The following is a 20,582-nucleotide window of genomic DNA, read 5'->3' as shown; positions in this document are numbered from 1 at the left end:
ATGGTAGGTGCTCCGCTGGACACCACCAGAGTCGATAGGGGAGGTGCGGCTGCGCCTGCGGATCGGGGAGGAGCGTTCAAGCGCTTTCTCAGGTCGGCCGGTGAGCCGAAATCCGTGACCAACTTCGCTGACCGTTCTCGCTCGACCGACTCCGCAGTTACGGCGACCTTCGCATCGGATGCGGAATCGCAGGCGTGGACGCCTCCCAGCTGGGAGGAGATCGTCAGCACGCACAGCGCCCGCGTATACCGCCTGGCCTACCGTCTCACGGGAAACCAGCACGACGCCGAGGATCTGACCCAGGAAGTCTTCGTCCGGGTCTTCAGATCGCTGTCGACATACACCCCCGGCACGTTCGAGGGGTGGCTGCACCGCATCACCACCAATCTGTTCCTGGACATGGTCCGCCGCAAGCAGCGGATCCGTTTCGACGCGCTCGGTGACGACGCGGCGGAGCGGCTGCCCAGCCGTGAGCCCTCACCGCAGCAGGTCTTCCACGACACCCACTTCGACGCGGACGTCCAGCAGGCGCTGGACACCCTCGCTCCCGAGTTCCGGGCCGCGGTCGTCCTGTGCGACATCGAAGGACTGTCGTACGAGGAGATCGCCGCCACGCTCGGCGTGAAGCTCGGCACGGTGCGCAGCCGGATCCACCGCGGCCGTTCGCATCTGCGCAAGGCCCTCTCGCACCGTTCTCCCGAGGCTCGGGCCGAGCAGCGCACGTTCGCGAGCGTGGCCGGGGAGGGCGGACTCGCGTGAGTGGCACAGGACCGACCCCCGCGGAGCAGCACCTGGGGGACCGGCTCGCCGCCCTGGTGGACGGGGAGCTCGGTCACGACGCCCGGGAGCGTGTGCTGGCACACCTCGCGACCTGCGCCAAGTGCAAGGCGGAGGCCGACGCCCAGCGCAGGCTGAAGAACGCGTTCGCACAGTCGGCGCCCCCGCCGCTGTCCGAGGGCTTTCTCGCCCGGCTCCAGGGACTCCCCGGCGGACCCACCGAGGACGACGAGGGCGAGACGCGCGGCCCGTTCGACGGCACCGCGTTCAACAGCGGTGTCTTCGGTGCCCGCGGCGACGCCTTCGGCTACCGCCCGGTGGGACCCCACGCCTCCTCCCCCCTGCGCTCCGACTCCGGCGCGGGCTTCCGGATCCACGAGGTGGGCCGCACGGAGGCCGAGCGCTCCCCCTGGCGCGGCCGGCGGTTCGCCTTCGCCGCCGCGAGCGCGGTGTCGTTCGCCGCGATGGCGCTGAGCGCACTGCCCATGGGTGCCACGGCCGACACGGCGGCGCGTGGGACCGGCGCGGGCATCACCCCGCTGACCAGGGCCACCACCACACCGCCCGGCAACGGGACGCGGGGCAGGCAGGGCGGCGAGCGCGGTGGCATTCTGCCGCAGTCCGTCGACAGCGCGCCGGTGCTCGCCCCCGGCACGATGAGGGCGCCGCTCACCCCCCACCCGTTCCAGTCGGCGGTGCTCAACCACTTCCCCGCGGCGCCCTTGATACGTCCTACGGGCACGGCCTTCCAGCTCGCGGCGAACCCTGGACTGACCACCCCCACGGCCACGCCCGACCCCACCCGGCTCGCCGCGCCCACCCAGCCCGGCGTGCCGCTTTCGCAGCGTCGGTGACGGGGTCCCTGCGCGGACATTCGTAAACCTGGTTGAATCCCTGCACGGGTGCCCTTGTCGGGGCACGGACGAGGCAGGTGCGGGGAGAGCATGGACGACGGCAAGCCCACCGGACCCAAGGCGAAGTGGTGGAGCCGCCCGGCATCGGGACGCGCGATACCGCGGGAGCCCGACGTACCGGAGCACCGGAACGCAAAGGAGACGACGGAACTGTCGCCGGTCACCGATGAAGTCCCCCCGAATCCCGACCGCGCGACGGTCACCGAACCGGCCGACGGCGCCCCACGGCGCCTGTCCGAGCCGGACCCGGATCCCGAGGACCATGTCCTCGCCCCGCCCGAGCGCGCTCCCTCAGCGGTGAGCGCGCCGACGGGCCCGGGACCGGGCGCGGACATCCAGGACAGCACGGACGCCACGGAAGCGGGCACAGCCACGGCTACGGCCACGCAGGGCCGTCCGCAGCCGCTGCACGAGCCCGACCCGTACAGCACTCCGCCCTACGGCGGCCCGGGACCCTGGGCGCCCGCGCCGCCCGTACAGCGACCGGTGCCCACCCCGGCCCAGGGCACGCCCATCCCGCCGCAGCACTACAGCGGGCAGCAGCCGATGCCCATGCCCGAGCCGGGGGCCCAGGCCCAGCCGCAGCCGCCGTCCGGTTACGGCGTGCCGCCACAGGCCGCCCAGCAGCCGCTCCCGCCGCCCCAGGCTCAGCCGCATCCCCAGACGCAGCAGCAGCCCCACCCGCAGGTGCCCCATCCGCAGCCGGGCACCCAGCAGTTGCCCCCGCCGCAGGGCCCCCACGCGCAGCAGCCGCAGCACCAGCAGCAGCCCACCCAGTGGCTCCAGTACGACCCCTGGACCAGCCCCGGCAGCCCCGGCACCCCCGGGCACCAGCAGACCCTGTCGTACCCCGACCCCGGCGAGCCCCGCAGGAAGCGCCGGGGCATCGGCCTCGTCGGCGCCCTGGCCCTCGCCCTGTGCGCCGCCGTCATCGGCGGCGGCGTCGGCGCGTACATCGAGCGCACCGGCGGCCTCACCAGCGTCGAACTGCCCCAGGCCGGCAACGACGGCGGGGGCCGCCCGGCCGACAGCGTCGCCGGGATCGCCGCCAGCGCCCTGCCGAGCGTCGTCACCCTCCATGTCAGCGGCGGCGGCGAGCAGGGCACCGGCACCGGCTTCGTCCTGGACCGCACGGGCCACATCCTGACCAACAACCATGTGGTCGACCCGGCCGGCGAGTCCGGCGACATCTCGATCACCTTCAGCGGCGGCGAGACCGCCAAGGCGAAGCTCGTCGGCAAGGACAGCGGCTACGACCTCGCGGTCGTGAAGGTCACCGGGGTCTCCGGACTCAAGCCGCTGCCGCTCGGCAATTCCGACAACGTCCAGGTCGGCGACCCGGTCGTGGCGATCGGCGCGCCCTTCGACCTCCAGAACACGGTCACCTCGGGCATCATCAGCGCCAAGGAGCGCCCGATCACGGCCGGCGGCGAGAAGGGCGACGGCAGCGACATCAGCTACGTCGACGCCCTCCAGACCGACGCCCCGATCAACCCCGGCAACTCCGGTGGCCCGCTGGTGAATTCGAAGGCACAGGTCATCGGCATCAACAGCGCCATCCGTGGCGCGGACGGCAGTGGTACGCCGGACGGCGCCCAGGCCGGTTCCATCGGGCTCGGCTTCGCGATACCGATCAACCAGGGCAAGCGCGTCGCCGAGGAGCTGATCAACACGGGCAAGGCGTCGCACCCCGTGATCGGCGTCACGCTCGACATGGAGTACACGGGCGACGGCGCCAAGGTCGGTGCCAAGAGCGCCGACGGCGGACCCTCCGTCGAGGAGGGCGGCCCGGCCGCGAAGGCGGGCATCAGGACCGGCGACATCATCACCGAGGTGGACGGCCAGCGGGTGCACAGCGGCGAGGAGCTGATCGTGAAGATCCGTTCCCATCGCCCAGGTGACGAACTGGAGCTGACACTGACGCGCGGAGGTAAAGAGCAGACCATGACTCTGGTCCTCGGCAGCGCGGAAGGTAGGTGAGTGTCGAATGAAGGTACCGTCCGGCCAGGTCCGCCGGGTACCGTGGAGCGGCCCGGGCCTCGACCCATCACAGGCCAGGCCGACGAGGTCTCGCCTGCGGGCACGGAGAACACAAGGAGCAGCTAGGTGTTCAATGACATAGGCGCGCTTGAGCTGGTGACGCTCGTGATTCTCGCCGTGCTCGTCTTCGGCCCGGACAAGCTGCCCAAGGTCATCCAGGACGTTTCCCGTTTCATCCGCAAGGTGCGCGAGTTCTCCGACAATGCGAAGGAGGACATCCGTTCCGAGCTGGGACCCGAGTTCAAGGACTTCGACTTCGAGGACCTCAATCCCAAGAAGTTCGTCCGGAAGCAGTTGTCGGAGCACGAGGACGACCTGGGGTTGAAGGAGATCCGCAGCAGCTTCAACCTCAAGAAGGAAATCAACGACGTCGCGGACTCGGTCCACGGCAGGGGCGACGACACAGCCGGGAGCGACAGCGGTAAGGGTGACACCGCGGCCCCGAGCCTGACGAAGAGCCCCTCCGGCACCGCTGACCTGCTGAAGAAGCCCGAACAGCCGCAAGCGGCCGACCGCCCGCCGTTCGACGCAGACGCCACCTGAGGGCCGCCCTGCCGGGCGGGCCGGTAACGGGTGGCTATCCTCCATCTGTCCGGTAGTGAGACGTCCGTGAGGGCGGGCCGCCCGGACTCCGAGATAGAGGAGGCGGTCCGGACAGATGGAGACGACACGTCGGGCAGGGACCCATGGCGCGGCCGGCACGACGGACGGAGTGCCGGGGGCGCGTGCGGTCGAGGCCTATCTGCGGGCCACCTTCCCCTGGTACGGGCTGGACGACGCGTTCACCGGTCCCCGGTGGCTGATGCAGGTGGGCATGGCGGCGGACGGCACCGTGCAGCACGGTTCCACGGGTCACGGCGAGGAGCCGTCGATAAGACCGGACCCGTCCGGCGCGGAGAAGGAACGCTTCGCGGCGGTCGTCACGGTCGCCGCGAGCCCCGTACGGGGCAGCGGTGACGGCACGGGCGTCCTCGACGCCACGACGGTGTCCTCGGCGGCCTGGCTGGCCGGTTCGGCGCTGCTGCTGTCGACCTGGCCCGCACAGCTCGACCACACGCTGCGCGACGACTGGCTGGACCAGCAGACCGAGACGGCCTTCGAACTGGCCGACGATCTGAACGGCTCCGCCTGGTCGGTGCTCTCGCTCCCCGTGGACGGCGTGCCGACGCCGTTCCACTATCGCGAATCCGAATTCGGCTGGGTGCTGGCCGGCTCGACGGGCCCCACCGGCTCGGCCGACAGCGGGGTGCACCTCGGCGCGTACGGGCGCGGCATGAGCGCCTACGGCCTCGGCTTCTCGGTGATCGAGGACATCAAGACGTACGTCCCCGAGTAGCCGTCGCGACACCGCTCCACGCACGCGTAAGGGGCGCCCGCCAATGGTGGGCGCCCCTTACCTGTGCGTGGAGCGGTGTCCGTCCCTTGCCGGTGTCCGGGACGTCAGAACTTGTTACGCGGCGTCAGACCCAGCGTCATGCCCGCCAGCCCGCGCTGCCGGCCGCCGAGCTTGCCGGCGATCGACCGCAGCGCCGCGCCCGCGGGGGAGTCGGGGTCGGACAGCACGACGGGCTTCCCGTCGTCGCCGCCCTCCCGCAGCCGTACGTCGATCGGGATCGAACCGAGCACCGGCACCGAGGCGCCGGTCGTCTTCGTCAGCCCGTCGGCGACCCGCTGGCCGCCGCCCGTCCCGAACACGTCGATCATCTCGTCGCAGTGCGGGCACGGCAGGCCGGACATGTTCTCGACCACGCCGACGATCTTCTGATGGGTCTGTACGGCGATGGAGCCGGCCCGCTCGGCGACCTCGGCGGCGGCCTGCTGCGGCGTGGTGACCACCAGGATCTCGGCGTTCGGCACGAGCTGTGCCACCGAGATCGCGATGTCGCCGGTGCCCGGCGGCAGGTCGAGCAGCAGCACGTCCAGATCGCCCCAGTACACATCGGCGAGGAACTGCTGGAGCGCGCGGTGCAGCATCGGTCCGCGCCAGACGACCGGGGTGTTGCCCGGGGTGAACATGCCGATCGAGATGACCTTCACACCGTGCGCCGACGGCGGCATGATCATGTTCTCGACCTGGGTGGGCGTCCCGTCGGCCCCCAGCATGCGCGGTACGCTGTGCCCGTAGATGTCCGCGTCGACGACGCCGACCTTCAGACCGTCGGCGGCCATCGCCGCCGCCAGGTTGACCGTCACCGACGACTTGCCGACGCCGCCCTTGCCCGAGGCCACCGCGTAGACCCGGGTCAGCGAGCCGGGCTTGGCGAAGGGCACCTCCCGCTCGGCCGTCCCGCCGCGCAGTGACGCCGCGAGGTCCTTGCGCTGCTCGTCGCTCATCACGTCGAGCGTGACGTCGACACGGGTGACGCCGGCGACCGCGGCGACGGCCTCCGTCACGTTGGTGGTGATCGTGTCGCGCATGGGACAGCCGGACACCGTGAGATAGACCGTGACAGCCACCGCGCCGTCCGCCCCGATGTCGACCGATTTGACCATGCCGAGGTCGGTGATCGGCCGGTGGATCTCGGGGTCGTTCACCGTCGCCAGCGCTGCGCGTACCGCGTCCTCGGCGGGCGCGACGGTTCCGTGCGTGTCGGTAGCCATAGGGAGATGGTACGGCGCGGCGCGCGGGCTCCAAAAAGCGCGTCAGTGCTCCGGGCGGTCTGGTTCGTCACGTCGCCGGCCCGGTTCGAGGCGCGGCGTCTCCTGCCGGTCGGCGAGTTCGCGCACCAGGTCCTCCAGCTCCGAGCGGATCCAGTCGCGGGTGGCGACCTCACCGAGTCCCATCCGCAGCGAGGCGATCTCGCGGGTCAGATACTCGGTGTCGGCGATGGAGCGCTCGTTCTGCTTGCGCTCCTGCTCCTGGGTGACCCGGTCCCGGTCGTCCTGGCGGTTCTGCGCCAGCAGGATCAACGGGGCCGCGTACGACGCCTGGAGGGACAGGGCCAGCGTCAGAAAGATGAACGGGTACTCGTCGAAGCGGACCTGCGGGGGCGCGAAGATGTTCCACAGCACCCACACGATGATCGTCAGCGTCATCCAGACGATGAAGCGACCCGTCCCGAGGAAGCGTGCGATCCGCTCCGAGAGCCGGGCGAAGGCCTCGGGGTCGTAGTCCGGCAGGAGCTTGCGCCTCGGCGTACGCGGCTGGTCCAGCCGTCCGCGCGGCCCACGGGCCACCGCGCTCGCTCCCGGGACCGCCATCGCCCTGTCCCTCGGCGCGTCCTTGTCCGCCCGCTCAGTGCCCATCCGCGGCCTCCTGAAGGCCGTGGAACCCGGTCTCGCGCCAGTCGTCGGGCAGCAGGTGGTCCAGGACGTCGTCGACGGTCACGGCGCCGAGCAGCGACCCGCTCTCGTCCACGACGGGCGCGGCCACCATGTTGTACGCGGCGAGATACCCGGTGATCTCGGAGAGCGGCGTATCGGGCGACAGCGGCGGCAGATCGCTCTCCACGATCGAGCCGACCAGTGTGAACGGCGGGTCGCGCAGGAGCCGTTGGAAGTGCACCGTGCCCAGGTACTTGCCCGTCGGAGTCTCGTCCGGCGCCCGGCACACATAGACCTGCGCGGCCAGCGCGGGCGACAGGGTCTGCCGGCGCACCCGCGCCAGCGCGTCGGCGACCGTCGCGTCCGGGCGCAGCACGATCGGCTCGGTGGTCATCAGGCCGCCCGCGGTCCGTTCCTCGTACGCCAGCAGTCGCCGTACGTCGGCGGCGTCGCCGGGCCGCATCAGTGCCAGCAGCCGCTCCTTGTCCTCCTCGGGCAGCTCGGAGAGCAGGTCGGCCGCGTCGTCCGGGTCCATCGCCTCCAGGACGTCGGCGGCCCGGTCGTCCTGGAGCTTGCCCAGGATCTCCACCTGGTCGTCCTCGGGCAGCTCCTCCAGGACATCGGCGAGCCGGTCGTCGTCGAGGGCGGCGGCCACCTCCGCGCGCCGTTTCGGCGTCAGATGGTGCAGCACGTTGGCCAGGTCGGCGGGGCGCAGCCGCTCGAAGGTCGCGACCAGGTTCTCCGCGCCCTGGCCGTCCTCCTCCAGCGAGAAGCCGGTCACCGCCGACCAGTCGACGGTCAGCGTCTCGCCGCGCCGCCGCAGCGCGCCGGCCTTGCCGCGCCGTACGAAGACCTTCCCGATCTCCCACTCGCGGCGGGCGGGCAGCTGCTGGACGGCGACATCGAGGACGGTCACCTGCTCGTCGCTCTCCACGAGCTGTACGCGGCGGTCGAGCAGCTCGCCCAGGACCAGCCGCTCCGTGGGGCGTTGCTCGAAGCGCCGCATGTTGACCACGCCCGTGGTGATCACCTGACCCGACGCGACGCCCGTGATGCGGGTCATCGGCAGGAAGATCCGGTGCCGGCTGAGCACCTCGACGACCATGCCGAGCACCCGTGGCGGACGGCCGCCGACGCGCAGCATCGCCACGAGGTCGCGGACCCGGCCCACCTGGTCGCCGTTCGGGTCGAAGACCGGCACACCGGCGAGGTGCGAGACGAAGACCCGGGAGGTGCCCGACGCCATCATGCGCTCCTCCTGGTCCGCGATTCTGTCCGTGCCGGGTACCCGGCCGTGCCGTGACTGTCCCCGTATCGACCCCGACAACGGGTTCAGGCTAGCCCGTACCGCTCCGTGCCGCCTTGGCGGATCCGTCCGTACGGTACGGGGGAACCGTCGCCGGGACTCGTTGTCGATGGGTGCCGTCGGCACCGGTACGCTGCGGTCTGCCGTCCCCCGTCACGCATGAGAGGCAGTGCGTTCGTGACCCTTCTTCGGTCCTCCGCCCGACTTTGCCGGGCCGCGATTCCCGTGGCTCTCTGCGTCGGGATGACCGTCGCGCTCACGGCGTGCGGCGGCGACGAGGATCCGGACGCGGGGACGAACGGTGTCGGCAAGCTGACGGCCGCCGGGATCGAGCAGAAGGCGAAGGCCGCCGCCGAGAGCGCGGACGCGGTGCGGCTGTCGGGCACGGTCGTCACCGACGGGCAGACGTACAAGCTCAACATGTCGCTCAAGGAGGCCGGCGGGACCGGCTCGGTCAGCTCCAAGACCGGTGGCACGTTCGAGCTGCTGCGCGTCGAGGACGAGCTGTTCCTGAAGGCGAAGGCGGACTTCTGGAGCCACGGGGGCGACAAGGGTGGCGGCGGCGAGGACGGCGAGCCCAGCGAGGCCGACGCCGAGGCCGCGGAGAAGCTCGACGACAAATACGTGAAGGTCCCCGAGGACGACCCGGCCTACGACCAGCTGCGGGGCTTCACCGACAAGAGCGTGCTGCTCGACGGGCTGCTGGGGCTGCACGGCAAGCGCGGCAAGGGCGACCGAGCCGAGATCGGCGGTGTACGCACCATCGCGGTCACCGGCGGCGGAGGCGCGGGCGGTTCGCTGAACGTGTCGCTGGAAGGTACGCCGTATCCGCTGCAACTGGCCCGCGCGGGTGACGCGGGGACGCTCACCCTCAGCGACTGGGGCAAGGACTTCCCCCTGAGGGCGCCGGCCAAGGGCGAGACGGTGGACTACGGGAGCACGCTGCCCGGCACCTGAGCCGGCCCCGGGCCGCGTCAGCCCTTCTTCGCGCGCTTGAACAGCAGCCGCGGCACGGCCGCCGGCGCGGGCCCGCGTGTCGTCGCCGACGTCGGCAGCGGCGCGGCGGCCTGTGAGTCCCGCGGCAAGTCGGTGATCGCGTCGCGCGGCTCCAGGCGCAGCACCCGCGACTCGCGCGCCCAACGGTCCGTCATCTCGTCGAAGTCCGGCGCGTTCAGCCGCTTGCCCTTCAGTTCGGCGACGGCGCTCTCCCACGCCTCCGTACGAGGGGCGAGTTCACTGACGGACGCGGCCCATCCCACCAGCCGCCCGCCCTTGTCCTTGCTCCGTACGGTCACCTCGGCGGTGGAGCCGTCGGCCAGGCCCGGCAGGGGCTGCTCGCCGCCGTCCCCGACGATCAGCGCGGCGCCGTCGTGCCAGACGTGCCACAGGGCACGGGCGGGCCCACCCGCCCGCACCCAGACGAGGCCGGACTTCTTGGTGGCCTCCTCGACGAGAGCCTTGCCGAGGAGTGGTGAGCCGGGAGCGGTGTCTGTCATGCCAGGCAGCCTAGGCGGTGTCTACAGCCACCCGTTGCGCTTCAGCGTCCGGTGGATGGTGAGGCAGACGACGGCGATGCCGCCCATCACCATCCCGTAGCCGTACTTCCAGCCGAGTTCGGGCATGTGCTCGAAGTTCATGCCGTACACACCGCAGACGGCCGTCGGTACGGCGACGATCGCCGCCCAGGACGTGATCTTGCGCATGTCCTCGTTCTGCGCGACGGTCGCCTGCGCCAGATTGGCCTGGAGGATCGAGTTCAGCAGCTCGTCGAAGCCGATGACCTCCTCGTGCACCCGGGCCAGATGGTCGGCGACGTCGCGGAAGTACTTCTGCACGTCGGGTTCGACCAGCCGCATCGGGCGCTCGCTCAGCAGCTGCATCGGGCGCAGCAGCGGCGCCACGGCCCGCTTGAACTCCAGCACCTCGCGCTTGAGTTGGTAGATCCGCCCGGCGTCCGAGCCCGGCGGGCTGCCCTTGGCGGGCGCCGAGAACACGGCGATCTCGACCTCGTCGATGTCGTCCTGCACGGCGGCGGCCACCGCGATGTAGCCGTCGACGACATGGTCGGCGATGGCGTGCAGAACGGACGACGGCCCCTTGGCGAGCAGTTCGGTGTCGTCCTCCAGCCGGTGCCGCAGCGCGCGCAGCGACCCCTTGCCGCCGTGCCGCACGGTGATGACGAAGTCCCGGCCGGTGAAGCACATGACCTCGCCGGTCTCCACGACCTCGCTGGTCGCGGTGAGTTCGGCGTGCTCCACGTAGTGGATGGTCTTGAAGACGGCGAAGAGGGTGTCGTCGTACCGCTCCAGCTTGGGCCGCTGGTGGGCGTGCACGGCGTCCTCGACGGCGAGCGGGTGCAGCCCGAACTCCTCGGCGATACCGGCGAATTCGGCCTCGGTCGGCTCATGGAGGCCGATCCAGGCGAAGCCCCCGCTCCGGCGCACCTCCAGCATCGCCTCGTGCGGGGTGAGGCACGGCTCGTCCTTCAGCCGGCGACCGCCCCGGTAGACGGCGCAGTCGACGACGGCGCTGGACGCCGAGGGATCGCGGGTGGAGTCGTACGTGCTGTAGGGGGCGCTGCTCTTGCGCAGGGACGGACGGACCGCCGCACGCAGGTCACGGATCATCGACATGGCTGGCTCCTCACGGAGAGGCCGTCGGCGGGGCGTGGCACAGCCCGGAACGGGGACGTGACGCGCGTACGTGCCGACACGGATTCGGGACACCGTGGCATGACATGGCATGACGCTGCGCGCATACGTCCGCAAAGCGGGCGGCACCGCGAGGACGCGATGACGGCGTTCGCTACAGACAGGAAAGACGGTGCTGGTGCAGTGCTCTTCCGTCGTGCGACATGCCGCGGGCCTGTACGGGGCAGGGCCTCAGATGAGAGAGGCGGTACAGCGCGAGGAAGAGCGGCTGGTACTGGCCGGGTGACTTCGATCCACCGCAGCCCCACCTCCTCCGGCCGGTCCCCCGTAGGGGATGACGTGTGTCGGGACCGGAGAGCGACGCCTGTGCGTACTGTCCGATCGGCGGCCCAGACTAGCAGTCGATCCGGGCCAATTTGGTCTCTTGCCCGTTAAGACGGCGTTCTATGCTCACCGGATGGCAGAAGTTCTTTCTCTGGTCGAGGCCCGGTTGCGCACGGCGCTCGGCGAACCGGACGCGCGCGCCGCGATGACGTTCGTCGGCACGGACCGGGTCGAGGTGCTGCGATTCCTCGACCCGGGACAGTCGCCCGGCTCCGACGGCGGCGCCGTCGTCCGGTACGCCACGCTGGGGATGTCCGCGCGGCCGATGGCGGACCCCACGGTCGTCGTCCCCGACCCGGACCGGGGGCCGCGCGCCGAGCTGATCCTGTCGGTACGCGCCGGGCTCGCCGACACCGACAAGGTGCTGCGCCCCCTCGCCGTACTGGCCGCGTCGCCCCAGGTCGAGGGGTTGGTCGTGACGGCCGGCGCCTCGCTGGAGGTCGGTGAACCCCTGTGGCCCGGCGCGCCGTTCAGCTCCGTACTCGTCGGGGAGTCCGGCGGGCTGGTCCCCGATCTGGAGCTGACCGCACCGCTCGAACCCGTACGGTTCCTGCCGCTGCTTCCGATGACGCCCAACGAGGCCGCGTGGAAGCGGGTCAAGGGCGCGCAGGCGCTCCAGGAGCGCTGGCTGGCGCACGGGACGGATCTGCGCGACCCGGCGCGCGGGTCGGTCCCGCTGGACTGACGATCTTCCCGCCCTCGCGCCGCGCCGGACCGGCGGTCTACGCGTAAGACCTCCCGAGCCCCTGAACCCCCTACGCCGTGCGGAGGACTACCCGTCTCGTACAGGCCGCCGGTATTTGCCGGGGTTCTGTGCCGGACGGGTGATCGTCCTTGACGGGGCGTCGGGCGGGGAGGACCGTGGGGCAGCATGAGGGGCGAACCAGGTTGCCCGAAGTGCGGTGGCCGGGTCAGGGCGCCCGGTCTCTTCGCCGACTCCTGGCAGTGCGACACGCACGGCACGGTGCATCCGATGCAGCCGGTGATACCCCCCAGCGTCGAAGCCCTCGGTGTTGTCGTGAACCGCGCCCGCGTCCCCGTCTGGATGCCCTGGCCGCTCCCGGTGGGCTGGCTCTACACCGGCGTGGCCTACGCGGGCGACGACCGCAGCGGCGGCCGGGCGACCGCCGTCGCGTGTTCGGGACCCGGCCCGCTCGGCGGCTCGGGAGAGCTGCTGCTGGTCGCCGAGGAGCTGGGCGTCGGACTCGGGGCGCGGTACGCGGGGATCGACGGCCCCGACCCTGGCCCGCACATCCGCGTGGACCAGCCCCCGCACGCCAAACTGCTGGCCGCCGGCCGCCCCACCCCGCTCTGGCATGTGCCCGAGGCCCCGCCGGACCGCGCGGTCTTCGCGGGCGAGGCGCTCGGGCTGTGGCTCTGGGCGATCGTCTGGCCGGAGCAGACGGGGCTGCTGATGTACGACGAACTGGTGCTGACCGACCTGCGGGACGCGGGCGCCGAGGTGGATCTGCTGCCGTGCGGGGCGCTGTCCCCGCGCCTGCTGAGCTGAGGATCGGGCCGGGGCCCCCTCGTACGCCCGTTATCCTGGAGCGTCCCCTGCCCGTCGGAGCCCCTGGAGTACGCGCGTGCGCATCGACCTGCACACCCACTCCACGGCGTCGGACGGTACGGACACCCCGGCTGAGCTGGTGCGCAACGCCGCCGCCGCCGGTCTGGACGTCGTCGCGCTCACCGACCACGACACCACCCGGGGCCATGCCGAGGCGCTGAAGGCCCTCGGCGAACTGGACAGCGGTCTCACCCTCGTCACCGGCGCCGAGCTTTCCTGCCGGGCCGACGGTGTGAGTTTGCACATGCTGGCCTATCTCTTCGACGCCGACGAGCCCCAACTGCTGCGCGAGCGCGAGCTGGTGCGCGACGACCGGGTGCCGCGCGCGCGGGCGATGGTGGCCAAGCTCCAGGAGCTGGACGTGCCGATCACCTGGGACCAGGTCGCCCGGATCGCCGGGGACGGCTCGATCGGCCGCCCGCATGTCGCCTCCGCGCTCGTCGAACTGGGCGTCGTGGGCTCGGTCGACGAGGCGTTCACCTCCGAGTGGCTCTCCGACAACGGCCGGGTGCACGTACCCCGGCACGAGCTGGACCCCTTCGAGGCGATCCGGCTGGTCAAGGCCGCCGGCGGGGTCACCGTCATCGCGCATCCGCTGGCCGTGACCCGTGGCGCGGTCGTCGCCGAGGCGGCGCTCGTACGGATGGCCGAGGCGGGGCTCGACGGCGTCGAGGTCGATCACATGAACCATGACGAGCCCACGCGGGCCCGGCTGCGCGGACTCGCCGCCGAGCTGGGACTGCTCACCACCGGGTCCAGCGACTATCACGGCAGCCGGAAGACCGTCCGGCTCGGGGAGTACCGCACCGACCCCGAGATCTACAGCGAGATCGTCCGGCGCGCGTCGGGCGCGTTCCCGGTCCCCGGCACGGGCGGACACGCGTAAGCGACCCGTACAGCGCGCGTAAGCACCCCGCAGGGCGCCCGTCGGGCCGCCCGTACGCCGTGCGCGCCGCGCCCCTGCTCCGTCCGCCCACTCCTCGCAAGGCCACCCCGTGTTCGACGCCGCCGTTTTCGGTTCCCTCTTCCTCACCCTCTTCGTGATCATGGACCCGCCAGGGATCACGCCGATTTTCCTCGCCCTCACCTCCGGGCGCCCCGCCAAGGTCCAGCGCAGGATGGCCTGGCAGGCGGTGGCCGTCGCCTTCGGTGTGATCACCGTCTTCGGTCTTCTCGGCCAGCAGATCCTCGACTATCTGCATGTCTCCGTCCCCGCGCTGATGATCGCGGGCGGACTGCTCCTGCTGCTCATCGCCCTCGATCTGCTCACCGGCAAGACCGACGAGCCCAAGCAGACGAAGGACGTCAACGTCGCCCTCGTACCGCTCGGCATGCCGCTGCTGGCCGGTCCCGGCGCCATCGTCTCCGTCATCCTCGCCGTGCAGCACGCCGACGGGGCCGCGGCGCAGGCGTCGGTGTGGGCGGCGATCGTGGCGATGCACGCCGTGCTCTGGCTGACGATGCGCTACTCGCTGGTGATCATCCGGCTGATCAAGGACGGCGGCGTGGTGCTGGTGACCCGGCTCGCCGGAATGATGCTCTCGGCCATCGCCGTGCAGCAGATCATCAACGGCGTCACCCAGGTCGTCCAGGGCGCGTGAGACCAAAGCGCCCCCGTACGGATCTCCGTACGGGGGCGTCTCGACCTGAGCCGATCAGTGGATCCGGGGGATCCGAGAGTTATGAGGCCGTGGGTTCGGCCGGGCGGATATACAGGCGCTGCCCTGTTGAGGCGGCCTGCTGCACGATCTGATTGACGGAGGCGGCGTCCACAACGGTGCTGTCGACGGCGGTGCCGTCAGCATCGTTCAGTCGCATGATTTCGAAGCGCATACCGCTTCTCCCTTCGTCTGATCCTCCGTAGGAGAACTGTGTGTGACGGGTAGCCCATCATTGATTACATAAGGCCACAACGCCTTGCCCTCTGCAAACATTCCCTACACTAAGGAAATTTTTCGGTTGGCTAACTACTGGCGGGTACAGGCGCGTCCACGGACAATGGGGCTCGTATGAGCGAGGCAGAGATCAACCCCGACATCGCCGAGGTCGGCGCCCGCCTGGAGCACACCAACGAGCTGCTCCAGCGGATGCTCGCCGAGGTCGCGAAGACCCCGTCCACCCACGCCATCTTCGTCGACGCGGGTTACGTCTACGCGGCGGCCGGATTACTGGTGGCGGGGACCGAGGACCGGCGGGCCTTCGATCTCGACGCCGAGGGGCTCATCGAGGCGTTCATCGACAAGGCGCGCACGATCTTCGCGGACAGCAGACTGCTGCGCGTCTACTGGTACGACGGCGCGCGGCGGCGCATCCACACACCCGAGCAGCAGTCCATCGCCGAACTGCCCGACGTCAAGGTCCGGCTCGGCAATCTCAACGCCAACAACCAGCAGAAGGGCGTCGATTCACTGATCCGCACGGATCTCGAATCGCTCGCCCGGCACCGCGCCATCAGCGATGCCGCGCTGGTGGGCGGTGACGAGGACCTGGTGTCCGCCGTCGAGGCCGCGCAGGGGTACGGCGCACGCGTCCATCTCTGGGGCATCGAGGCCGCCGACGGGCGCAACCAGGCCGAGCCGCTGCTGTGGGAGGTCGACAGCCAGCGCACCTTCGACCTCGAATTCTGGCAGCCGTACGTGACCCGGCGGCCGGTCACCACGTACGAGAACGAGGGCGACCCGCCGCCCTCGCGGGAACAGGTGCGCTTCATCGGCGCGCAGATCGCCGCGACCTGGCTGGTCGGGCGCGGGCGGGTGGCGATGGCGGAGCTGCTGCCCGGTCATCCGTATCTGCCGGGGCCGGTGGACCAGGACCTGCTGATCGAGGCGGAGAAGCTGCTGCAACGGTCGCTGCGCGGGCACGCCGGGCTGCGGCGGGCGCTGCGCGACGGGTTCTGGCAGCACCTGGAGGCGCAGTTCTGAGCGCTACGCGGTCGCCCGGCCGGCGCTGTCCCAGAAGGTGCTGAGCGCGGCGGCCGTACGCGCCGGCTGATCGGTGTTCGGGGAGTGCTCCGCGCCCTCGATCACCGTCCGGCGCGCGTCCAGCCGCCGCGCCATGTCGTCGAGCAGCGGCACCGGCCAGGTGTCGTCGCGCTCGCCGGACATCACATGCTTGGGCAGCGGGTGTACGGCGGCCAGCTCGGCCACCCGGTCCGGTTCCACCGTCAACTGGCGCCCCGTGGCGATCAGTTGGGCCGGGTTGTGGCGCAGCCAGCGATGGCGCAGATCCGCGTCGCTGTGGCCGGCGCCGCCCTCGACGTCCGTCTCCTCCGGCGGCTCCATCGCCCGCATGGCCTCCCAGACCTTCGCCATGTCCCTGTGCGTGAACTCCAGGGCCTCGCTCAGCAGCCGTACCCGCTCCCGCTGGGAGGGCGCGATACGGGCGGGGCCCGAGGAGATCAGCGTCAGTGTCAGGAACGGCTCGGCGTCCATGAGGACGGCCGCACGGGCGATCTGCCCGCCCAGCGAGTGCCCCACGAGATGGACCGGAGTCCCGACCGCCGCCGCCTGCGCCAGCACATCGGCCGCCAACTCCGGCTGTGCGTAAGCCTCTTGGGAGTCGGGGCCGTCGGACTCGTACTGTCCGCGGCCGTCGACGGCGACGGCGCGATAGCCGGCCGCGGTGAGCGGCTCCAGCATGGCGATGAAGTCCTCCTTGCTGCCGGTGAAACCGGGCATCAGAAGGGCGGTGCCCCGCGGCGTCCCCTCGGGGCGCGCGTCGAGCACGGCGAAGTGCCCGCGCGGTGTCGACAACTGACGCGCGCGGGCGCAGGGCGGGGGAGTGAACGTGGGCGGCCGGCTCATGCGACGAGCGTAAGACCCCGCGCCCACCGCCGCCTCACCCGGCCGGGACACCTCCCGCCGGGGGCTTCCCCGCCGAGGGCGCCGCACACACCGACGGCCCGGCCCCCTGGGGGACCGGGCCGACGGGCGAGCCTGGAGTCTCGGCCCGGAAGCGTCAGCTCTCGGGCTGGGCGACCGCCGCGCGCGTACGGCGACGGCGCGGCTTGGCCTCGGCGGCGGGCGCCTCGGCCTCCACCGGCTCGGCGGCCTTCTTCGCGGCCGGGGCCTCGACCGGGGCCTTGGCGGCGCGCGTACGACGCCGGGGCTTGGTCTCGCTCTTGGTGTCCGGCGCACTGTCGTCGACGTCGCCGGCCGTGCGCTCAACGGTGTCCACGGCCACGGTGTCCACGGCCACGGTGTCGACGGCGGCCTTGGCGGCGCGCGTACGACGACGGCGCGGCTTGGTGGCCACCTCGGCGTCGGCCGTCTCCGCGGGCTGCGCCATCGGCTCGACGAACACGTCACGCGCCGGTTCCGCCACGGTCGTCGCGACCGCCACGGCCGCGTCGGCGGGCACGCCGACGCGCGTACGCCGACGACGACGCGGGATACGCGGCTCGTCCGCGCCCTCGACGGTGTCGACCGCCTCGGTCGCCGCCTGCTGCGGCTGCGCCTCGCCGGCCTCCAGCGGAGTCCCGCCGCGCGTACGACGGCGCTGCCGCGGCGTACGCGTACGCGCCGGGCGCTCCTCCTGCACGGCGGTGGCCGCCCGCGCGGAGGGACCGGCGGACTTACGGCCACGGCCGCCCGTCTCGCCCAAGTCCTCGACCTGCTCCGCCGACAGACCGGCACGCGTCCGGTCCGTACGCGGCAGGATGCCCTTCGTCCCCGCGGGGATGTTCAGCTCCTCGAAGAGGTGCGGCGAGGTCGAGTACGTCTCCGGCGGGTCCGGGAAGCCCAGGTCCAGCGCCTTGTTGATCAGCTGCCAGCGCGGGATGTCGTCCCAGTCGACCAGCGTCACGGCGATGCCGGACGCGCCCGCGCGGCCGGTGCGGCCGATGCGGTGGAGGTAGGTCTTCTCCTCCTCGGGCGACTGGTAGTTGATGACGTGCGTCACGCCTTCGACATCGATACCGCGCGCGGCGACATCGGTGCAGACGAGCACGTCCACCTTGCCGTTGCGGAACGCGCGCAGCGCCTGCTCACGCGCGCCCTGGCCAAGGTCGCCGTGGACGGCGCCGGAGGCGAAGCCGCGCTGGGCCAGCTGGTCGGCGATGTCGGCGGCCGTGCGCTTCGTACGGCAGAAGATCATCGCGAGTCCGCGGCCCTCGGCCTGGAGGATGCGCGCGACCAGCTCCGGCTTGTCCATGGAGTGGGCGCGGTAGACCCGCTGGGTGGTGTTGGCGACCGTCGCGCCCGCGTCGTCGGGCGACGTGGCGCTGATGTGCGTCGGCTGCGACATGTAGCGGCGGGCGAGACCGATGACCGCGCCCGGCATGGTCGCCGAGAACAGCATCGTCTGGCGCTTCGCCGGCAGCAGCTGGATGATCCGCTCGACGTCGGGCAGGAAGCCCAGGTCGAGCATCTCGTCGGCCTCGTCCAGGACGAGGCCGCGCACGTGCGACAGGTCGAGCTTGCGCTGGCCCGCCAGGTCGAGCAGCCGGCCCGGGGTGCCGACGACGACGTCGACGCCCTTCTTGAGGGCTTCGACCTGGGGTTCGTAGGCACGGCCGCCGTAGATCGCCAGCACGCGCACGTTACGCACCTTGCCGGCGGTCTGGAGGTCGTTGGTGACCTGCTGGCACAGCTCGCGGGTGGGGACGACCACGAGGGCCTGCGGGGCGTTGGTCAGCTGCTCGGGAGCGGCCCGGCCCGCCTCGACGTCGGCGGGGACGGTGACGCGCTCCAGGAGCGGCAGGCCGAAGCCGAGCGTCTTGCCGGTGCCGGTCTTGGCCTGGCCGATGACATCCTTGCCGGACAGCGCGACCGGGAGGGTCATCTCTTGGATGGGGAACGGAGACAGGATGCCGACGGCTTCTAGCGCTTCGGCTGTCTCGGGAAGGATTCCGAGGTCTCGGAAAGTCGTAGTCAGGGTGCTGCCTCTTCTGTGAGACGCGACCCGAGGCGAACGCTGGGGGTCGTACCGCACCTGGGTACTCGGCCGGCCGTGGATTGGCCGGATGGCGCGGGACCACTGCCGTCGCTCGAGCGCTCGTGCCGCTGAGGGGGCCCCTCATCTGCGGTCGTACGCTGCTGTGCGCACGGTCCGCGCGGAGGGCGGTCGGGGTCGGAGCCGATCGGGCCACCGACCGGGCATCCTCATGGGGCCTGTCCGGGACAGATCGCCCGGTCAAACACTGCGATGGCCCACCGAATAATCGGCAGGCGCATTACCACTGTACCCCTAAATCGCGCATGTGTGTCGGACGAATTCGTCGGAACAGGGTGCGGGCGCTTGTCGGCCGGGCCCTTACGCGGTGCGCGGAGCGGGCTCTGCGCCGTGCGCCGAGCGGGCTATTGTGCGCTCCATGGAGACGTCTGACAACGCCACTGCGCCCGAGTCCACACCGGCGTCCGCGCCCGCGCGGCACACCGGGATCGCCGCCCAGGACTGGGCGACCGCCTCCGCCGATCCGAGGTACCGGGCCGCGGTCGTGGATCTGCTGGGAGCACTCGCCTACGGCGAACTGGCGGCCTTCGAGCGGCTCGCCGAGGACGCCAAACTCGCACCGACGCTGGACGACAAGGCGGAACTCGCGAAGATGGCCTCCGCGGAATTCCACCATTTCGAGAGACTGCGCGACCGGCTCGGCGAAATCGACGCCGATCCGACGGGCGCGATGGATCCTTTCGCCGCCGCGCTGGACGACTTCCACCGGCAGACCGCGCCGTCGGACTGGCTGGAGGGCCTGGTCAAGGCCTATGTGGGGGACTCGATCGCCAGTGACTTCTACCGCGAGGTGGCGGCGCGACTGGACTCCGACACCCGCGGTCTGGTGCTCGCTGTGCTCGATGACACAGGGCACGGCAATTTCGCGGTCGAGAAGGTCCGGGCCGCGATCGAGGCCGAGCCCCGGGTCGGCGGGCGGCTCGCGCTGTGGGCACGGCGGCTGATGGGCGAGGCGCTGTCGCAGGCGCAGCGCGTGGTGGCCGACCGGGACGCGCTCTCGACGATGCTGGTGGGCGGGGTCGCGGACGGCTTCGACCTGGCCGAGGTGGGCCGGATGTTCTCGCGGATCACCGAGGCGCACACGAAGCGGATGGCGGCGCTGGGACTGGCCGCCTGAGACGGCCGGGCGACCGGCCGGGCCCTCAGCGGCCGGACCTCAGAGAGCGGCCCGACCTCGGCGGCCGGGCGTTACGAGGGCATCGGACGGCGCAGGACATGGCCTGCGGGGCGGAGCAGCAGCGAGAGCAGGACCGCCCCCACGGCCACCGCGCCGATCAGCGTCGCGACGACATGACCGGCGCCGAGCGCCGCGTGCGTGAGCATCGCGCCGAAGAGGGAGCCCAGGGGTCCCGCGACGAGCACGAGACGGCGGGAGGGCAGCCGGTGGGGCAGCCGCTGGAGCGCGGCCCACGAGGCACCCAGTCCGAGCAGGACCGCACCGAGAGCTTCCAAGATCACCGCTGATCACCTCACCGAGCGCGCTGGTCAATCGAGTCGTAGCCCGGTCTACCCGGAGTGCACGCGGGGCAACCCTCCGCGATCCGAAGACCCGACGAAGGAGTGGGGGGGGGGGGGGGGGGGCCCCCCGCCCCGCCGGGGGGGGGGGGGGGGGGGGGGGGGGGGGGGCGCGCGGGGCGCCGCGCGCCGCCCCGCCCCCCCCCCGGGGGGCCCGCCCCCCCCCCCCCCCACCACCACAACAAAAACAAACCCCAACCAAAAGAACG

21 protein-coding genes are annotated in these 20,582 nt (G+C 71.6%); 12 read left to right on the top strand and 9 right to left on the bottom strand.

From position 1 onward, the window contains the following. From sigE to ACFYNU_RS16400, 5 genes are all read left to right on the top strand, one after another. Positions 1–759, top strand: a complete 759-nt coding sequence (gene sigE / locus ACFYNU_RS16420) for an RNA polymerase sigma factor SigE (protein ID WP_171908355.1) — start codon at positions 1–3, stop codon at positions 757–759. Next, positions 756–1,631, top strand: a complete 876-nt coding sequence (locus ACFYNU_RS16415) for a zf-HC2 domain-containing protein (RefSeq protein ID WP_356595866.1) — start codon at positions 756–758, stop codon at positions 1,629–1,631. Before sigE ends, ACFYNU_RS16415 begins: the two co-directional genes overlap by 4 nt. Positions 1,632–1,721: 90 nt before the next feature. Continuing rightward, complete coding sequence (locus ACFYNU_RS16410) at positions 1,722–3,671, top strand: trypsin-like peptidase domain-containing protein (RefSeq protein WP_356595868.1); 1,950 nt, start codon at positions 1,722–1,724, stop codon at positions 3,669–3,671. A 126-nt stretch (positions 3,672–3,797) separates the two neighbouring features. Beyond that, positions 3,798–4,274, top strand: coding sequence for a sec-independent translocase (locus tag ACFYNU_RS16405; RefSeq protein WP_356595870.1), 477 nt, complete (start codon positions 3,798–3,800; stop codon positions 4,272–4,274). Positions 4,275–4,389: 115 nt separating this feature from the next. Next, a complete protein-coding gene (locus ACFYNU_RS16400) occupies positions 4,390–5,067 on the top strand; it encodes a hypothetical protein (protein ID WP_356595872.1) in 678 nt (225 codons plus the stop codon). A gap of 104 nt (positions 5,068–5,171) precedes the next feature. Here the strand turns inward: ACFYNU_RS16400 and ACFYNU_RS16395 are convergent, their stop codons facing one another. The 3 genes from ACFYNU_RS16395 to ACFYNU_RS16385 are packed head-to-tail and all read right to left on the bottom strand — an operon-like array spanning position 5,172 to position 8,241. Next, the gene (locus ACFYNU_RS16395; RefSeq protein ID WP_356595874.1) at positions 5,172–6,332 is read right to left on the bottom strand and encodes an Mrp/NBP35 family ATP-binding protein; all 1,161 of its coding nucleotides are present in this window, start codon (positions 6,330–6,332) and stop codon (positions 5,172–5,174) included. 42 nt (positions 6,333–6,374) lie between these two features. Continuing rightward, entirely contained in the window at positions 6,375–6,977 is a 603-nt protein-coding gene (locus ACFYNU_RS16390) for a DUF1003 domain-containing protein (protein WP_356595876.1), read from the bottom strand. Further along, positions 6,967–8,241 (bottom strand): magnesium transporter MgtE N-terminal domain-containing protein, encoded by a 1,275-nt coding sequence (locus tag ACFYNU_RS16385; RefSeq protein WP_356595878.1) that lies wholly within the window; start codon positions 8,239–8,241, stop codon positions 6,967–6,969. The genes ACFYNU_RS16390 and ACFYNU_RS16385 overlap by 11 nt, the downstream gene beginning before the upstream one ends. Before the next feature lie 303 nt (positions 8,242–8,544). Between ACFYNU_RS16385 and ACFYNU_RS16380 the strand changes: the two genes are divergently transcribed. After that, positions 8,545–9,258, top strand: a complete 714-nt coding sequence (locus ACFYNU_RS16380) for a hypothetical protein (protein ID WP_356595880.1) — start codon at positions 8,545–8,547, stop codon at positions 9,256–9,258. Between the two features lie 17 nt (positions 9,259–9,275). On the opposite strand, the gene ACFYNU_RS16375 is transcribed toward ACFYNU_RS16380, so the two are convergent. Together ACFYNU_RS16375 and ACFYNU_RS16370 are read right to left on the bottom strand one after the other, a co-directional pair. Then, positions 9,276–9,797: a hypothetical protein gene (locus tag ACFYNU_RS16375; RefSeq protein ID WP_356595882.1), complete on the bottom strand. Its 522-nt coding sequence runs from the start codon at positions 9,795–9,797 to the stop codon at positions 9,276–9,278. A 21-nt stretch (positions 9,798–9,818) separates the two neighbouring features. Continuing rightward, positions 9,819–10,934, bottom strand: a complete 1,116-nt coding sequence (locus ACFYNU_RS16370; RefSeq protein ID WP_356595884.1) for a magnesium and cobalt transport protein CorA — start codon at positions 10,932–10,934, stop codon at positions 9,819–9,821. A 475-nt stretch (positions 10,935–11,409) separates the two neighbouring features. On the opposite strand from ACFYNU_RS16370, the gene ACFYNU_RS16365 reads away from it, so the two are divergent. The 4 genes from ACFYNU_RS16365 (at position 11,410) to ACFYNU_RS16350 (ending at position 14,507) form a co-directional block, all read left to right on the top strand. Next, positions 11,410–12,021 carry a suppressor of fused domain protein gene (locus ACFYNU_RS16365; RefSeq protein ID WP_356595886.1) on the top strand — a complete coding sequence of 204 codons (612 nt, stop codon included), beginning with the start codon at positions 11,410–11,412 and terminating at the stop codon, positions 12,019–12,021. A gap of 186 nt (positions 12,022–12,207) precedes the next feature. Continuing rightward, positions 12,208–12,846, top strand: a complete 639-nt coding sequence (locus tag ACFYNU_RS16360; protein ID WP_356595888.1) for a DUF6758 family protein — start codon at positions 12,208–12,210, stop codon at positions 12,844–12,846. Between the two features lie 76 nt (positions 12,847–12,922). Then, complete coding sequence (locus ACFYNU_RS16355) at positions 12,923–13,792, top strand: PHP domain-containing protein (RefSeq protein ID WP_356595890.1); 870 nt, start codon at positions 12,923–12,925, stop codon at positions 13,790–13,792. Between the two features lie 109 nt (positions 13,793–13,901). After that, the gene (locus ACFYNU_RS16350; protein WP_023538843.1) at positions 13,902–14,507 is read left to right on the top strand and encodes a MarC family protein; all 606 of its coding nucleotides are present in this window, start codon (positions 13,902–13,904) and stop codon (positions 14,505–14,507) included. Positions 14,508–14,586: 79 nt separating this feature from the next. On the opposite strand, the gene ACFYNU_RS16345 is transcribed toward ACFYNU_RS16350, so the two are convergent. Continuing rightward, the gene (locus ACFYNU_RS16345) at positions 14,587–14,739 is read right to left on the bottom strand and encodes a hypothetical protein (RefSeq protein ID WP_023538842.1); all 153 of its coding nucleotides are present in this window, start codon (positions 14,737–14,739) and stop codon (positions 14,587–14,589) included. Positions 14,740–14,915: 176 nt separating this feature from the next. On the opposite strand from ACFYNU_RS16345, the gene ACFYNU_RS16340 reads away from it, so the two are divergent. Further along, on the top strand, positions 14,916–15,827 hold the full coding sequence (locus tag ACFYNU_RS16340) for an NYN domain-containing protein (RefSeq protein ID WP_356595893.1): 912 nt from the start codon (positions 14,916–14,918) through the stop codon (positions 15,825–15,827). A gap of 3 nt (positions 15,828–15,830) precedes the next feature. Here the strand turns inward: ACFYNU_RS16340 and ACFYNU_RS16335 are convergent, their stop codons facing one another. Both ACFYNU_RS16335 and ACFYNU_RS16330 read right to left on the bottom strand, forming a co-directional pair. Then, positions 15,831–16,709: an alpha/beta hydrolase gene (locus ACFYNU_RS16335; RefSeq protein ID WP_356595895.1), complete on the bottom strand. Its 879-nt coding sequence runs from the start codon at positions 16,707–16,709 to the stop codon at positions 15,831–15,833. A gap of 154 nt (positions 16,710–16,863) precedes the next feature. Continuing rightward, positions 16,864–18,687, bottom strand: a complete 1,824-nt coding sequence (locus ACFYNU_RS16330; RefSeq protein ID WP_356595897.1) for a DEAD/DEAH box helicase — start codon at positions 18,685–18,687, stop codon at positions 16,864–16,866. A 529-nt stretch (positions 18,688–19,216) separates the two neighbouring features. Here ACFYNU_RS16330 and ACFYNU_RS16325 point away from each other — a divergent pair. Beyond that, entirely contained in the window at positions 19,217–19,975 is a 759-nt protein-coding gene (locus ACFYNU_RS16325) for a ferritin-like fold-containing protein (RefSeq protein WP_356595899.1), read from the top strand. Between the two features lie 71 nt (positions 19,976–20,046). On the opposite strand, the gene ACFYNU_RS16320 is transcribed toward ACFYNU_RS16325, so the two are convergent. Continuing rightward, the gene (locus ACFYNU_RS16320) at positions 20,047–20,316 is read right to left on the bottom strand and encodes a hypothetical protein (RefSeq protein WP_356595901.1); all 270 of its coding nucleotides are present in this window, start codon (positions 20,314–20,316) and stop codon (positions 20,047–20,049) included. Positions 20,317–20,582 lie beyond the last annotated feature (266 nt).

Source organism: Streptomyces sp. NPDC006643, assembly GCF_042870175.1.
Taxonomy (GTDB): Bacteria; Actinomycetota; Actinomycetes; order Streptomycetales; family Streptomycetaceae; genus Streptomyces.
Note: the sequence above shows the minus strand (reverse complement) of the source record. Positions and strands in the feature narration are given on the sequence as shown.

Coding starts and splice junctions, on each gene's coding strand:
- sigE (WP_171908355.1), top strand. CDS start 1: ATGGTAGGTGCTCCGCTGGACACCACCAGAGTCGATAGGGGAGGTGCG.
- ACFYNU_RS16410 (WP_356595868.1), top strand. CDS start 1,722: ATGGACGACGGCAAGCCCACCGGACCCAAGGCGAAGTGGTGGAGCCGC.
- ACFYNU_RS16400 (WP_356595872.1), top strand. CDS start 4,390: ATGGAGACGACACGTCGGGCAGGGACCCATGGCGCGGCCGGCACGACG.
- ACFYNU_RS16395 (WP_356595874.1), bottom strand. CDS start 6,332: ATGGCTACCGACACGCACGGAACCGTCGCGCCCGCCGAGGACGCGGTA.
- ACFYNU_RS16390 (WP_356595876.1), bottom strand. CDS start 6,977: ATGGGCACTGAGCGGGCGGACAAGGACGCGCCGAGGGACAGGGCGATG.
- ACFYNU_RS16385 (WP_356595878.1), bottom strand. CDS start 8,241: ATGGCGTCGGGCACCTCCCGGGTCTTCGTCTCGCACCTCGCCGGTGTG.
- ACFYNU_RS16380 (WP_356595880.1), top strand. CDS start 8,545: ATGACCGTCGCGCTCACGGCGTGCGGCGGCGACGAGGATCCGGACGCG.
- ACFYNU_RS16375 (WP_356595882.1), bottom strand. CDS start 9,797: ATGACAGACACCGCTCCCGGCTCACCACTCCTCGGCAAGGCTCTCGTC.
- ACFYNU_RS16370 (WP_356595884.1), bottom strand. CDS start 10,934: ATGTCGATGATCCGTGACCTGCGTGCGGCGGTCCGTCCGTCCCTGCGC.
- ACFYNU_RS16365 (WP_356595886.1), top strand. CDS start 11,410: ATGGCAGAAGTTCTTTCTCTGGTCGAGGCCCGGTTGCGCACGGCGCTC.
- ACFYNU_RS16360 (WP_356595888.1), top strand. CDS start 12,208: ATGAGGGGCGAACCAGGTTGCCCGAAGTGCGGTGGCCGGGTCAGGGCG.
- ACFYNU_RS16345 (WP_023538842.1), bottom strand. CDS start 14,739: ATGCGCTTCGAAATCATGCGACTGAACGATGCTGACGGCACCGCCGTC.
- ACFYNU_RS16340 (WP_356595893.1), top strand. CDS start 14,916: ATGAGCGAGGCAGAGATCAACCCCGACATCGCCGAGGTCGGCGCCCGC.
- ACFYNU_RS16335 (WP_356595895.1), bottom strand. CDS start 16,709: ATGAGCCGGCCGCCCACGTTCACTCCCCCGCCCTGCGCCCGCGCGCGT.
- ACFYNU_RS16330 (WP_356595897.1), bottom strand. CDS start 18,687: ATGACCCTCCCGGTCGCGCTGTCCGGCAAGGATGTCATCGGCCAGGCC.
- ACFYNU_RS16325 (WP_356595899.1), top strand. CDS start 19,217: ATGGAGACGTCTGACAACGCCACTGCGCCCGAGTCCACACCGGCGTCC.